Source organism: Butyrivibrio sp. AC2005 (assembly GCF_000424145.1).
Classification (GTDB): Bacteria; Bacillota; Clostridia; order Lachnospirales; family Lachnospiraceae; genus Butyrivibrio.
In genome coordinates this window covers 55929-69089 of sequence record NZ_AUJI01000012.1, presented here as the reverse complement: position 1 = coordinate 69089, position 13161 = coordinate 55929, and the positions used below count along the sequence as shown (strand labels likewise).

Below are 13161 nucleotides of genomic sequence, written 5' to 3'. Positions count from 1 at the left end.
AAATTACCGATATCCTCCTTCCAATAATTTTTGTTGGGTAGCGACACCACTCGTACCTCTGTGGTGCCGGTTAATAGTTGCTTTCCGATACCCGTCGACTGATACCGGACACATGGCCATGCCTGCCTGTCTCCAGGCAATATATAAAGCCCAGATGCAAAGCCTTTTATTGACAATGCAGTGGGCTCCATATCATTACTCTTCTACTGTCTCTTCGACGAATTCATATTCATCGTTGTCTTTTAGTTCCAGTTCGTGATTTAAAAACTTCTCCACATCGAACCAGTTCTTTTTGTCTGCATCCGCTGTGTACTTATAATTTGGATGCTGTGTCAAATCATACTTATCTGACAGGAATGGTCTTACACCACGCACCTGGACGATGCATTTGCCGCCATCCATTACTGCTAGCTCATCAATGCTCATAAGATCATGACCGAGCTTTTGGTAGTTCATGTTATAGCTCTGGGATGTTCCCCTGGACTCACCGGTGTTATACATGTCTATGGTCTCTTTGCCAAGACTGGTGTTGAGGTCTTTGAGCGTTGTCTGCTCAGAACCACCAAGGAAAATCTGACTATCACAGTTGCCTATAATAGTTTCAGAATTATCCTTATATATTGCCTTAAGCTGAGACTTTGCCTGAAGTACAAGAGCTGCAGAAATCTCACGGCTTCGTATGGTCGCCATGAGTTTTTCCAAGTTAGGGATTTGTCCGATATTTGCACACTCATCGATCAGACACCTTACATGTACGGGAAGCCGTCCATTATATACATCATCTGCTTTTTCACACAGCGTATTGAAGAGCTGCGTGTATATCATGCTGATAATGAAATTAAAAGTGCTGTCTGTGTCAGACATTATGAGGAACAATATTGTCTTCCTGTCGCCGGTCTTATCAAGTTCCAGTTCATCGTAGCTCATGACCTCACGAAGCTCTGCAATATCGAACGGAGCAAGCCTTGCACCGCAGCTGACCAGGATACTCTTGGCAGTCTTTCCGGCCGCTAATTTATACTTGGAATACTGCCTCACCGCAAAGTGATCAGGATCCTTTTTCTCAAGTCTTTCAAACAGGATATCTACCGCATTTTTAAAAGACTCGTCATCCTCCCTGATTTCCATTGAATTGATGAACTCCACCAGTGTGTTAAAGTTCTTTTCTTCTTCAGGAGCCTCATAGTATATCAGACCGATAAGCGCTGTATAAAGCAGCTTTTCAGCCTTCTCCCAGAAAGGATCTCCGGGAGTACCCTCACCCTTGGTATTCGCCATGAGCGTAGTTACAAGCTTCAAGATATCCTTCTCGGAATGGATATAAGCAAAAGGATTGTAATGCTGACTCTTTTTGAAGTTTATTGTATTGAATATCTTCACGTTATAGCCCGCCTTTACAAACACTTTGCCAACCTCGCCTACTAAAGTTCCTTTCGGATCAGTAAGGACATAGCTGCTATGGAGCTGTAACAGATTGGGCTTTATCCAGTTCCTGGTCTTACCGGAACCGGAACCACCGACAATAAGCACATTTTTATTTCTTGCATATATCCAGTTCTTAGGTCTTGAGTTCATGGTCAGCCTTTCCGTCTTTGAAAGGATGACATTGTTTTCAAAAGCAGGATCTTCAAAAGGCTCTATATCCTCCTGTTTTCCCCATCGCGCTGAACCATATTCCCTGTTATGCCGAAAGGATTTTGCATTTTTCCCTTTAAGGTAGACCGCAAGCCTTAGCGCCAATCCGCAGATAATACCTACAGTAAGATCAAAGGGATTGAAGCTTGGCAGGATATTTGCAAATGCTTTTGAAAACCCACCATATATCACAAGTCCCTGAAGCTTTTCTGACAAGTTATGCCCCCAGGCTATCCTCCAGGCCTCTCCAAGATTTGTACATAAAAGTCCAACCAGAACATAGGGAATGCATAGGATGATCTTTTTCTTTATCTTCTTATTCATCTGACATTCTCCTTAAACTTTTCTTTAATCTTCCGAGGTGCCTTTGCTATCTCATCCTTCAGCTTCTTAAGTTCCTTAAGGAGACTGGGCTTGGGTTTACCCTGAAGCTTCACTACTTTGGCAGAATATTCCTTTACCACTGCGGTAATCGCATCCATGTCTTTTGCCTTAAAAAAGCATGTAAAACGTGGCGGATCTGCCGTTTTATCTTTTACAATGGCAAAATCCACTCCGTATTTATTTGCTATCCGCTTAAATGTCCTGATGCTCTCTCCGCTGACTTCCATGCTGGAAGCACCCTGTCCCTGCTTGATAAGCTGTTTTACAGTCTGCTTTCCTTTGCCGGCAGTGAACTTTTTATTTTTCCTGTGCCGAAGATATGCCTTTAAACACTTCAAAAGGACATGCCCTGAGACTTTTCCGGTATTTATTGCAAACCGGACAGTCTTCTGAGATACTTCTTCATTCATAGGCACTTACCTCACGCAGCTCTTCTTTCAAGCATTATCGCTGGGAAAGTAGATCCGTTACCATCATCAAGGAATACTATCCTTTTTTCAAAAAGAAATTCGATGATAGCAAGATCTGTTTTTGTCAGGTACTGCATTTCGCCGTAAACATCAGTCTTTACAACGAGCGCGTCTCCATCAAGATAGATTCCTGCATCCGTCACAACAAGATCCTCTTCTGAACATACGATATGGTAATCCTCACCCATGGGAGTACCTATAATGCTGTCCCCAAATTCAGCTATAATATTTCTTATACCCGTCACATCAATGAACCTCTTTGTTCCCCGAGCTCCGATGATCACACCTCTTCTCTGAAAAATCAGTGCTTTATATGCTTCAAAGGACGGTATCTCATCCCTCTTTTTCTCAAATTCGATACTAAATAGCTGTTCCATTTTATGCCGCCTTTCTCAAATTTCTGTGCTCATCCATGATCTTCCCCATGCATGGAAAGCAGAATGTCCTTCCGGTTCCGTAGGGGCACGGAGTTTTACAGTTATGAGGTCTTAGCCCGCTGACCGGAATAGGATCCCTTGTACCCTGAAAAGACTTACCACCACTGTATTTATCTCTGTTATATGCTTTTGACATTATTCGATTCCTCCTGTGTTCTACGTTTTTGGAAAGAAATAGCGCCAGTCCGCGTATCCCACAGACTAGCGCCACATACTTCTTTTGTATCATCCGTTTATCAGATGGCTACATCACCCTTGGACTTTACGCCCTTATCTACTGCATCCTTCACAGACTGCTTCGAGGCCTCATCTTTAGCTGCCTTGAGCTCGCCGAGAAGAGATTTCTTTTCTCCAGACTTCTGCCCCATCTCCGCTTCTCTTTCCTTTACTGCTTCACGAAGAAGATGTTTTTCACCAAGCTCAAAGATTTTGTCCTTTGAGTCGTAGTGGTAAACATTATCAGTAAGCTTATCTGAAGGATCAACAGTTGTTGCATTTACTTCCCTTACCATGTTCTCAAGAGATTTAAGATCCATCATTCCATTGTCAGGAACGATAAGAAGTTCATGAATACTGCTGGGTAGAATATAAAAATCACCACCAGCCCTTTCTGCAGCCTTATCCATAAAATCCTCATATGCAAGGACTCCTGCCCCATGAATATTATCAGGAACAGAAGCCACAAAAATCTGCTCCTGCTCCGGTGGAATATTAAGGCCCAGCATCTCCAGGTCCTCAACACCCATCTGCTTTGCAAGTACCTCTGCCATACCCTGAATGACAATAGGTCTGATCTCAGGAGCGTTCTTCACTGCATCCGCATGAAGCTGTTCAGGAGTTATTCCGTAGTTATCAAGCATCTTGTTTGTCACAAGAATAGAGCTCCTACCCTCGTCTGTGGAATTGATAAGAAACCTATATACAACAGCCATATCCTCCATATTCTTATGGGGAACTGTCTCAAGCAGCTCGGCATTTCTCTCTGCTGACACCACTTCCATGGTAAGTTTGCTCTTCATCTGGTCATAATCCATGATTGAAGTAAGATCAAAATCAGGACGATTATCAAGAGCATTTTCAGCCATATCCACAGCCTTATCGACCACAGTTCCATAGTCAGCACCATCCTGCACTGACTTGTAAATCTCGGTAGCATTTATATTTACACCAATGTTGCTTCCCTCAGGCTTTACAGTAAGTGCTTCATATGATTCGTTCATCTTATCTACAGTATGAATCTCTACTGTAGTATCTGATCCAAATCTCTCATCAAGCTGCGACTTCACGTCCTTTACCAGATTCTCTTTGAATGTCTCAAAATCCATCTTCTTTCCTCTTTTCTTTTATGTTTTATATTTCTGCGCAACAAAAAAGCGCCGACTCACCATTTAATTCATGAGTCAACGCTCCATATAATCTTTTGCAAAAGAAATGCACCAGGCAATGTGTTTTGTGTTTCACATTTCTTGGTGCATTATAACAATATCATACTTAAAAGCGGATTGAAATATTCAAAGCATCACAGTTTATAACGTTGCATCACGTTATTACTGCAATAAATAACAAAATATCACTTCACATAATAAATCATTCAAGCAACATATCTGATAGTGAATCTGTACGTTCTTCCAGTAATCCGGACAGGAATTGTAAAGCTCTACTAGCAGCTCCGATATCTACTTCTTGATTCAGACTCTCAGCTATTACACTGATTGCATCCTTAATATGACATATTTCTATGAGGTTATTCTCCAAATCTTCCTTTATAGAATTTATATCCATCTTTAAATCTCCCTTCTTTTGTTAATATAGAAAATTCTATCACTCTTATGAATACAGCGTATTACAAACCAATATTTTTTATTTGTCCTTATAAATAATTCTCAACTATTAGATATAGGTGCAAGTAAGACAGTTAATAGATGTGCTAACTGCGGAAATACTTGGAAACCACGTTATTGATAAATTTATTTGATGAATTATGAGGCACATATATTATGCAGGAAAATAAACATGGTGTAGAACGCCTTTTAAGGGCTATTGAACAGAACATTGATGATAGTAATATAAATGCTCTCGCAGCATTATTAAACTACCATGAGCCGCAATTAAAGCAGGATATTGAAGCTATTGCTAATGTTACTGTTATAAATAAATCGGAGGTTCCTGAAGAGTAAATATAGGAAACAATCAGTTATCAGATAATGAAAAACTAATGGTCACTCTGTATAGTATGTTGGATTCTAAGAAACAAAATAGAAATTGTTCCATCGCCATTATCACATGTCTCGAAATCCTCTATATTAGACTCATCTCCCACGTTATTATCAGCTTCTTCAGCAACTGTATCTTCACCAACTATCACAGTTGCTTCTGTCTGTGCATCTTCACCGGTATTTTTACCGGATGCACATCCGACTATTGAAAATGCCAATAATCCTATAATTGCAATCAGTTCCTTTTTTCTCAATATCCGTTTCTCCTCTACCTATTCAAAATAAGTTATGAAGAAATAACTGCCTTCTTGAATTCTTCATACATAGCGAATCCTATTTCAAAAATCTCATCAAGATCCTCATATGTTCCAAACAAAGGGTAGTTAATTCTATAATCAGGGTCAATCAAAAGTCTTGAATATATGCTCCAGGGTGAACCCAAAAGCAGTTCATTTCCTTCTCTGGCAACCCATCCCCAATCTACAGCTCCATATCGAAGAATAATATGAAATCCAAATGAAAAATTGCCTATCTTTTCTTCCCGGATTGCAAAGAATTTCTCCTTTGAATTAAATGAAGCTTTGTATCCTAATTTCTCAATAATCTCCAGCACTTCATCACGGTCAACATATTCTAACAGCTCCTCCTCCGGTGTTCTGTCTGAATTAAATTTATTGGAAAGTTCTTCATACTTATGTACAAAATCCATTTTGATCAGAGCAGACTTTATTTTTTCATTTAGTTCCATAATTCTATTCCTCCGTAAACCTTAAGGTCACCCCATATTCTGCTGCAATCTTTTTATAATAATCGATATTACTTAAATTTTCATTGCTCGCAGGTATTTCAAGTATATATTTTCCCTCAAGCTTCTGTCCATGCCAGCCTATCCTTAGGAGTTTTTCCCTCTTTATTTTTTCTCGTGACATACTTTTGATAGTCAGCCTCCAGCTTGGGATCTTTAAACTTTCCGTTCTCATCCAATAAGATTTTTTATTATGGGCTATGAAGCAAATGGCTGATCATCCAGATGAATCTTTAGATATATATGAGCTGGAAAAACAATATTTTAAAGATGTTGTCTGATCAGTTCCAAAAATTTGATTTTTGATATTTTCGTGTGGAACAATATATATGTAAATAAAATTTCATACGGAGGTATTATTATGAAACTTATAAAACTTACTCAAAGTAATTCAAATCCGATTTATTTTAATCGTGACCATATCACAAATGTTAGCGTTTCAACAAAGGCAGCAAAAGGGAGAGATAAAGCAGTGGAATATCTATATTATTGAACAATTTCATTTAAGCTTATTAAAAACAAAAAGGCCGTACAGTATTTTATACTTACTGTACAGCCAATTTCGTGGGCATATTTATCCAAATACAATATCCGAAAGTTTATCATCAACCTTTCCGATTACCGTCAGCACTGCACCTCCGCACATGACTGCCAGAAATACCACAAATCCTCCTGTCAGTACACTTGCAAGTAACAGCCATTCCTGCTGGGATACAAAAAGCAGAATCCCTATAGCCATTACAAATATACTGAATCCAGCTACCGTAAGACCAAAGAACGAAAAAATGTAGATCCACATAAGCAGGAACTTAAATACAATCCATACTGGAAATAATACGATTCTCGATAACAGACGCATTACAGCCATTTCAATCACCCCTCTTTTCAACAAACTCCATTCTGACTTTATAAGCCATCAATCTCATGACATATTCAGGCATTTTTCTTTCGCCATGCTCCCAGTCAGAAATAGTTCTGTATGGGATTCCAAGCCACTCAGCAAATTCCTTTCTGTTCATGCCTGTCTTTTCCCTTATAGCTTTCATCTCATAAGCGGTCATCATTTCTTCTCTCTGATCTGGAGCCTGTCCTTTATCTACCTCAATAGAAAGTTTCATCCCTTCAATCTCAACTGTATAACCCTTCTCCATAAGCGCCTCCTTAGTAAAAGCAAATCTGTTGGCACGATTATACGCATTGCGTATCTATATTTAACTTCAGTATAAGCTACGCAATGCGTACTTGTCAATCAACGTTCGCTATCTTCCAGGGAGCGTTAGGATCTGCCATATCCCGGTTAACCTCAACTTGTATATATGCATCGCAAGTACTAGGCGCGTTAAATAGTGCTGCTAACATATACTTTCTTACATTCCTCGGTACATCTTTGAGATTCTTCCAACAATCCATCACGTACTCTATGTGATATTTGTTAAGTTTCAGCATCTTTGCCTTGACGAAATTTGAAGAGTACTTGTTACTCGCAACAACAATTGATTCACTCTGGCATAATACTGTTTCAAGAATCAGATCATATAATCCCTGCAAAAACTCCCTGTCATGCGGATTCTCAGCCATAAGCGAATCCAGCCCAATATTTTCACGTATTAGTTCTGCATAACCCTGTTCGTCAGTTTCAAATCCCATCGCATCATCTGGTCCTGTTACTGTTATAGGCTGATTAGATAAGTTATTACTAAGATTGTTATTATTTGTTTTAGTATTATTAGTGTTTGAAAAATAAACCGGTATCGGTTTGCTTTCAGTCTCAGGGACATTTGAATTTTGGATAGGGTCGTTTAAAAAACAAACTACGTTGTTTGATTTCTGTATAGATTTCTCTGAGTTATCCACAAGAACCTTACTGTTCCCGATAGTACCTTGTAACAGCTCATCTCGTTTTCCAAGAATTTGATTTTCAAACGTTGGGTCTTCCTTTAATATGAAATTCTTAACATAGATCTTGAGCCCTCTTCCCGGGATAAGAACCTTTTCTATCAGTCCGACCGCATCTAGTTTCTTCAAAAAGTCTCCAGCTTTATTCTTTCCACAATTTGCAAACTCCATGATTGTTTCAATAGAGCAGTACACATATGCTCTTCCAAGCTCGTCATACCAGCCATTTTTCATGGATAACTGCATTCTGTCCAGCAACATGGAATATACAACTGCCTCTTCAAGACTTATGTCTTCATACATAGGATTGTAAAGAAGCGTTTTTGGTATTCTTATAAAATTGAACTGATCAGATTCCTGACCATAGAAATAATTGAGATCTAACTTTTTTCCCACGAAATTGTCCTCCAACATAGTTTTTCCAAAGATTTAAAAACAAATTCTACTTGTTTCCTTCATGCCACTTTTCCAAGAGTCCGATAATGACCATTTCCCTTTCCTTAGCAGAAAAGTGCGGTGGAAAGTATTTATCTAGCTTTCTTTCTGAAAAACTAACTTTCCCCGAACCCTTCCTTTTCTCAGGAAGAGCATCATTCAATATCTGAATCATCACCGACTGAGTAATATTTCTTGTATTTTCAGTATCTTTAAGAGCTTCTATCTGAACTGGCTTTAGGAAGCCATTGTCTCTGTAGTATTCGCCGAGCCATCCTTGTAGTTCTTTATCGAATCCTGCAATATCGACAGCCATCGTTACTCCTATCTTCTTCTGATCTACAAGAGTCAGCACGTCCGGTACAAGCTCTGTTAGCTTTATGTAATTCTGAACTGATCTCTCACTCATTCCTGCAGCTTTACCAACAATGGCTCTGGACTTGTTACTACCATCTGACTTGTGGCAATTATTGCCACAAGTTAAGTCTGTTCGTTCACCCTGCCTGCTTATCGCTGCAAGCTTCATCTTTAGTGAGAAGGCTCTTTCACTCGGTAGTATCTCCTCACGCTGGACATTTGCATCAACCATGTAAATCACAGCTTCATCATCATTCATGTTTTTTATCACCGCAGGAACTGTCCTGAGACCAGCAAGTTTTGCCGCATGCATTCTTCTGTGTCCTGAAATCATTTCATACTGACCATCTCCATCCGGTCTAAGAAGAACAGGAGTAAGTATTCCATTGATACTGATACTTTTTACGAGTTCTTCCATTTTTTCATCATCAACAACCTTGAAAGGGTGGTTTTTAAATGGATGTATATGATTTATTTCGATTTCTTCCGTAACATCTGCAGCAATAGGTGCTCCAAGCAATTCCTCTACAGATTCAAAGCGAACTTTTTCTCTTTTTACTGCCATTTATCTTCCCTCCTTTGTATTGTTCATGACAATTTCTGTCAGATTCGCATAAGCTTTAGCTACCTTACCCTTCGGATCATATTCGAAAATGCTCTTTCCCATAGAAGTACTCTCAGAAGCCCTAATAGAAAGAGGTATCTCAACAGGAAATACCGGGAGACTCTTTCCATATACTTCATTAACTTCAGAAACAATTTCTTTAGCATAATTGGTACGATTATCAACCATTGTCAGAAGAATACCTTCAACCTCCAATTTTGAATTGAGCCTGCGTTTTACTGTGTAGATGGTCTTAATTAGAGCCTGTAAGCCTTTAACAGGAAGGAAAGCACTCTGGACCGGAATAATCACTGAATCTGCACAAGCAAGGCAATTAACAGTCATAATCCCCAGTGATGGCATGCAATCAGCGATAACATAGTCATATTGGTCTTTGACCTGCTCCACATAATCCCTTAGAACCAACTCTCTGCTCATAACATTTACAAGTGTTACCTCCGCTGCAGAAAGTCCGATATTTGAAGGCAGTAGGTCAATGTTTTCACTGTGATGGATAATAGCGAAATTTTCCGGAATATCCTCTTCATTTACAAGTCTCTCAATAACATCAACCACAGTTGTTTCAAGCTTGTCCGGTTCTGTTTGTCCCATGCAGATTGATAAACTAGCCTGCGGATCCGCATCAATAATAAGAACCTTCTTCCCACACCTGGCAAGACCGGCAGCCAGATTTACCGTAGATGTTGTCTTTGCGACTCCTCCCTTTTGGTTTGCGATTGCGATTACTTTACTCATACTCGTTTTCCTCCTTTACATGTCCTTCAATGGTTTTAAGTAGCTTTTCATCGTCACCTTCAATAAGGTCTTCTACCAGCTTCATATGATCCCTCAGATATTCTTCAAAGATATCTCTTCTGATAAGTACTCTTTTTCCAATCTTGTACACAGCACCGGATTCCCATGCCATTCTTATCATTGGCTTTTCCCCAAGTCCGTAATATTCACAGCCAATCTTGTAAGTTATGAAGTACCTTCTTGCAAACATCAGATCCTCTTCGTCCAAATACTGAGAAAACTTCCAGATGCATCCACTCATTTTTTCCTGCCTCCAGTCTTGGTCATCTTCGGTGGCTGATGAAATCTTTCAAGATAGGCGTCAAATATTTCCACATTTATAAGTACATATCCATCAACCCTGTAGAGTGCACCGGCTTTATCAGCAAGTTCCAAAAGCTTTTTGTGCTGAATCCCATAAATCCATTCTGCTTCCTTATATCGAATGAACCTTCGGCGGAACATCCTAGCTTTGTTCCTGACTTCCTGTCTGTTCTCAATGTCCTGGTATTCTTCGTTTATATCCATCTTTTTTCTCCCTTCGAAGCTTTTTAGTGGATGAATCCAAACCATTCCAAACATGTCATGAGGCAAAACAAAAAGAGCCACTCTTGAAATTTCTTTCAAGAATGACTCATCTGTTCATCTCTTTATACAAGAGTCACTCTTAAAAGATGTTTTGTAAATCTAAGAATGTCTCTTATATGACTATATATATTTTATGCCTTTTCCTTGCTAACCCCGATTAGAACCTTTTCTGCTGCTGTAATTCTGCTGTCAGAATTATTTCTAATCCCTTGAAAGCCGCTTAAACACTGGGGTTATTTATCGAGCGATTTAAGGCTTGGCCACAATAATACATCCCTGATACTAGGACTATTAGTAAGCAGCATGCACAATCTATCGATTCCATACCCAATACCACCTGTAGGGGGCATACCGATCTCAAGTGCATTCAGGAAGTCTTCATCTGTGTGCTCAGCTTCTTCGTCGCCTGCTGCCGCATTGGCATCCTGCGCTGCGAAACGCTCTCTCTGGTCGATAGGATCGTTCAGCTCAGAGTATGCGTTACACATCTCCCAAGTATTGATGAAGAGCTCGAAACGCTCAACCTTCTCAGGATCTGTGGGCTTCTTCTTAGTAAGAGGTGAAATTGCAAGAGGATGATCCATGATGAATGTAGGCTGGATCAGCTTCTCCTCGCAGAACTCCTCGAAGAAGAGGTTGATGATGTCGCCCTTGGTATGACGATCCTCAAACTCAACGTGGTGCTCCTTAGCGATAGCCTTAGCTTCCTCGTCTGTCTTAACAGCATCGAAATCAACACCTGCGTACTTCTTAACTGCCTCGTTCATTGTAAGGCGCTCGAAGGGCTTGCCAAGGTCGATGATGTTGTCACCGTAAGGAATCTGTGTTGTACCGCAAACCTTCTCAGCAAGGTAACGGAACATGCTCTCTGTGAGCTCCATCATTCCTTCATAATCTGTATATGCCTGATACAGCTCCATAAGTGTAAACTCAGGGTTGTGTCTTGTATCAGTTCCCTCGTTTCTGAATACACGGCCGATCTCGTAAACTCTCTCAAGACCGCCGACGATAAGTCTCTTTAAGTAAAGCTCCAGTGAGATACGAAGCTTTCTCTCCTCATCAAGGGCATTGTAATGTGTGATGAAAGGTCTTGCTGCAGCACCGCCTGCGTTCTCAACAAGCATAGGTGTCTCGACCTCCATGAAATCCCTTGCAGAAAGAAAGTTACGGATCTCCTGAATGATCTGAGATCTCTTGATGAAAGTATCCTTAACCTCTTCGTTCATGATGAGGTCAACATATCTCTGTCTGTAACGGATCTCTGTATCTGTAAGTCCGTGGAACTTCTCCGGAAGAGGCTGAAGTGACTTAGATAAAAGTGTTAGCTCCTTAACATGAACAGAAATCTCACCAGTCTTTGTTCTGAAAGCAAAGCCCTTAACGCCGATGATATCACCGATATCCATCTTCTTGAATGCCGCGTAAGGCTCATCGCCAAGGTCATTCCTTGATACATAAAGCTGCATGCGTCCTGACTTATCCATAAGGTTAGCAAAGGATGCCTTACCCATTACACGCTTGCTCATCATACGTCCTGCGAGCATTACGATCTTCTCTGCAGGGATGTCTGAAAACTCAGGTGTGATCTGCTTGCCCTCTGCGTCTGTCTCGGGTACAACCTCAAGAGTAGCGAAGTTGTCTCTGATCTCCTGTGCGTGATGTGTCTGATCGAATTTTACGATCTGAAAAGGATCCTTGCCTGCTGCCTGAAGGTCTGCGAGCTTCTCACGGCGAACCTTCTTAAGCTGGTTGATGTCTTCTGTCTTTTGTTGATTCTGATTATCTGCCACTTTTCTCCTCTTTCCAGCCTCCCCTCATCCGGCACTTCGTGCCACCTTCCCCCCAAGGGGAAGGCTATGAGTTCAGCTTAATACCTATTAACTGTATAAAAAATAAATGGGGGCAAATTTTCATTACCCCCTGGCCATATTACCTATACTATTATCGAACGAAAATAGAAACCTTCACCGTATTTCTTATTTACGAACGATCTCAAGAACCTTGTAAGTGAACTCACCCATCTGTGTTTCAACGGTAACTTCCTCACCAACCTTAGCGCCGATGAGAGCCTTACCTACAGGTGACTCGTTACTGATCTTACCCTTAAGGCTGTTAGCCTCAGATGAACCAACGATGCTGTACTGAATCTCTTCGTCTGCTTCTACATCAAGAAGCTTAACCTTAGCACCTACGCTAACCTTATCAAGATCAACATCCTCGTCAACGACTACTTCCGCATTCTTAAGGATCTTCTCAAGCTCCTCGATACGAGCTTCAATATCTCTCTGCTCATCCTTAGCTGCATCGTACTCTGCGTTCTCTGAAAGGTCTCCCTGCTCACGAGCTTCCTTGATTCTCTCAGCAACCTCTGCTCTCTTAACAACCTTGAGGTCGTGGAGCTCATCCTCGTATGCTTTGAGGCCTTCGTAGGTTAAAATGTTCTTTTTTTCTTCCATTTTATATACCCTTTCTATGAAAAGTTCGGACACTCTGTCCGTATAATACTTATCTACAATCCATAGCATTATATATGAATAAT

At 40.5% G+C, this 13161-nt stretch carries 20 protein-coding genes; 2 read left to right on the top strand and 18 right to left on the bottom strand.

Annotated features, from left to right (window positions below):
* Positions 1-195: 195 nt before the first annotated feature.
* The 6 genes from G602_RS0103795 to G602_RS0103770 all read right to left on the bottom strand — a co-directional run bounded on the left by G602_RS0103795 (position 196) and on the right by G602_RS0103770 (position 4708).
* Positions 196-1959 (bottom strand): VirD4-like conjugal transfer protein, CD1115 family, encoded by a 1764-nt coding sequence (locus tag G602_RS0103795; protein ID WP_026657761.1) that lies wholly within the window; start codon positions 1957-1959, stop codon positions 196-198.
* A complete protein-coding gene (locus G602_RS0103790; RefSeq protein WP_026657760.1) occupies positions 1956-2429 on the bottom strand; it encodes a PcfB family protein in 474 nt (157 codons plus the stop codon). Before G602_RS0103790 ends, G602_RS0103795 begins: the two co-directional genes overlap by 4 nt.
* 11 nt (positions 2430-2440) lie before the next feature.
* A complete protein-coding gene (locus G602_RS0103785; RefSeq protein WP_026657758.1) occupies positions 2441-2866 on the bottom strand; it encodes a hypothetical protein in 426 nt (141 codons plus the stop codon).
* A 1-nt stretch (position 2867) separates the two neighbouring features.
* The gene (locus tag G602_RS0103780; protein ID WP_026657757.1) at positions 2868-3062 is read right to left on the bottom strand and encodes a hypothetical protein; all 195 of its coding nucleotides are present in this window, start codon (positions 3060-3062) and stop codon (positions 2868-2870) included.
* Between the two features lie 100 nt (positions 3063-3162).
* Positions 3163-4251, bottom strand: coding sequence for a DUF5688 family protein (locus tag G602_RS0103775; RefSeq protein ID WP_026657756.1), 1089 nt, complete (start codon positions 4249-4251; stop codon positions 3163-3165).
* 262 nt (positions 4252-4513) lie between these two features.
* Entirely contained in the window at positions 4514-4708 is a 195-nt protein-coding gene (locus G602_RS0103770; protein ID WP_026657755.1) for a hypothetical protein, read from the bottom strand.
* Between the two features lie 215 nt (positions 4709-4923).
* Between G602_RS0103770 and G602_RS0103765 the strand changes: the two genes are divergently transcribed.
* The gene (locus tag G602_RS0103765) at positions 4924-5103 is read left to right on the top strand and encodes a hypothetical protein (protein WP_026657754.1); all 180 of its coding nucleotides are present in this window, start codon (positions 4924-4926) and stop codon (positions 5101-5103) included.
* A 35-nt stretch (positions 5104-5138) separates the two neighbouring features.
* On the opposite strand, the gene G602_RS0103760 is transcribed toward G602_RS0103765, so the two are convergent.
* Genes G602_RS0103760 through G602_RS30120 form a run of 3 tightly spaced genes read right to left on the bottom strand, consistent with a single transcriptional unit; the run spans position 5139 to position 6122 of the window.
* The gene (locus tag G602_RS0103760) at positions 5139-5396 is read right to left on the bottom strand and encodes a hypothetical protein (RefSeq protein ID WP_026657752.1); all 258 of its coding nucleotides are present in this window, start codon (positions 5394-5396) and stop codon (positions 5139-5141) included.
* Positions 5397-5428: 32 nt separating this feature from the next.
* Entirely contained in the window at positions 5429-5890 is a 462-nt protein-coding gene (locus tag G602_RS0103755) for a hypothetical protein (RefSeq protein ID WP_026657751.1), read from the bottom strand.
* A gap of 4 nt (positions 5891-5894) precedes the next feature.
* A complete protein-coding gene (locus tag G602_RS30120) occupies positions 5895-6122 on the bottom strand; it encodes a hypothetical protein (protein ID WP_155829675.1) in 228 nt (75 codons plus the stop codon).
* Between the two features lie 186 nt (positions 6123-6308).
* Between G602_RS30120 and G602_RS31700 the strand changes: the two genes are divergently transcribed.
* A complete protein-coding gene (locus G602_RS31700; protein WP_256374961.1) occupies positions 6309-6440 on the top strand; it encodes a hypothetical protein in 132 nt (43 codons plus the stop codon).
* A gap of 81 nt (positions 6441-6521) precedes the next feature.
* Here the strand turns inward: G602_RS31700 and G602_RS0103740 are convergent, their stop codons facing one another.
* From G602_RS0103740 to greA, 9 genes are all read right to left on the bottom strand, one after another.
* The gene (locus tag G602_RS0103740; protein ID WP_026657750.1) at positions 6522-6815 is read right to left on the bottom strand and encodes a hypothetical protein; all 294 of its coding nucleotides are present in this window, start codon (positions 6813-6815) and stop codon (positions 6522-6524) included.
* Between the two features lies 1 nt (position 6816).
* A complete protein-coding gene (locus tag G602_RS0103735; RefSeq protein WP_242835481.1) occupies positions 6817-7098 on the bottom strand; it encodes a helix-turn-helix domain-containing protein in 282 nt (93 codons plus the stop codon).
* 94 nt (positions 7099-7192) lie between these two features.
* Positions 7193-8239 (bottom strand): DUF6017 domain-containing protein, encoded by a 1047-nt coding sequence (locus G602_RS25025; protein WP_044930961.1) that lies wholly within the window; start codon positions 8237-8239, stop codon positions 7193-7195.
* A gap of 46 nt (positions 8240-8285) precedes the next feature.
* A complete protein-coding gene (locus G602_RS0103725) occupies positions 8286-9200 on the bottom strand; it encodes a ParB/RepB/Spo0J family partition protein (protein WP_026657748.1) in 915 nt (304 codons plus the stop codon).
* Positions 9201-9995, bottom strand: coding sequence for a ParA family protein (locus G602_RS0103720; protein WP_026657747.1), 795 nt, complete (start codon positions 9993-9995; stop codon positions 9201-9203). It lies immediately after the preceding gene.
* Positions 9988-10296 carry an excisionase gene (locus G602_RS25020; protein ID WP_044930959.1) on the bottom strand — a complete coding sequence of 103 codons (309 nt, stop codon included), beginning with the start codon at positions 10294-10296 and terminating at the stop codon, positions 9988-9990. The genes G602_RS0103720 and G602_RS25020 overlap by 8 nt, the downstream gene beginning before the upstream one ends.
* Entirely contained in the window at positions 10293-10562 is a 270-nt protein-coding gene (locus tag G602_RS0103710) for a DUF6462 family protein (protein WP_026657746.1), read from the bottom strand. Before G602_RS0103710 ends, G602_RS25020 begins: the two co-directional genes overlap by 4 nt.
* Before the next feature lie 293 nt (positions 10563-10855).
* The gene (lysS, locus tag G602_RS0103705; protein ID WP_026657744.1) at positions 10856-12412 is read right to left on the bottom strand and encodes a lysine--tRNA ligase; all 1557 of its coding nucleotides are present in this window, start codon (positions 12410-12412) and stop codon (positions 10856-10858) included.
* Between the two features lie 186 nt (positions 12413-12598).
* Complete coding sequence (greA, locus tag G602_RS0103700) at positions 12599-13078, bottom strand: transcription elongation factor GreA (RefSeq protein WP_026657743.1); 480 nt, start codon at positions 13076-13078, stop codon at positions 12599-12601.
* Between the last annotated feature and the right edge of the window lie 83 nt (positions 13079-13161).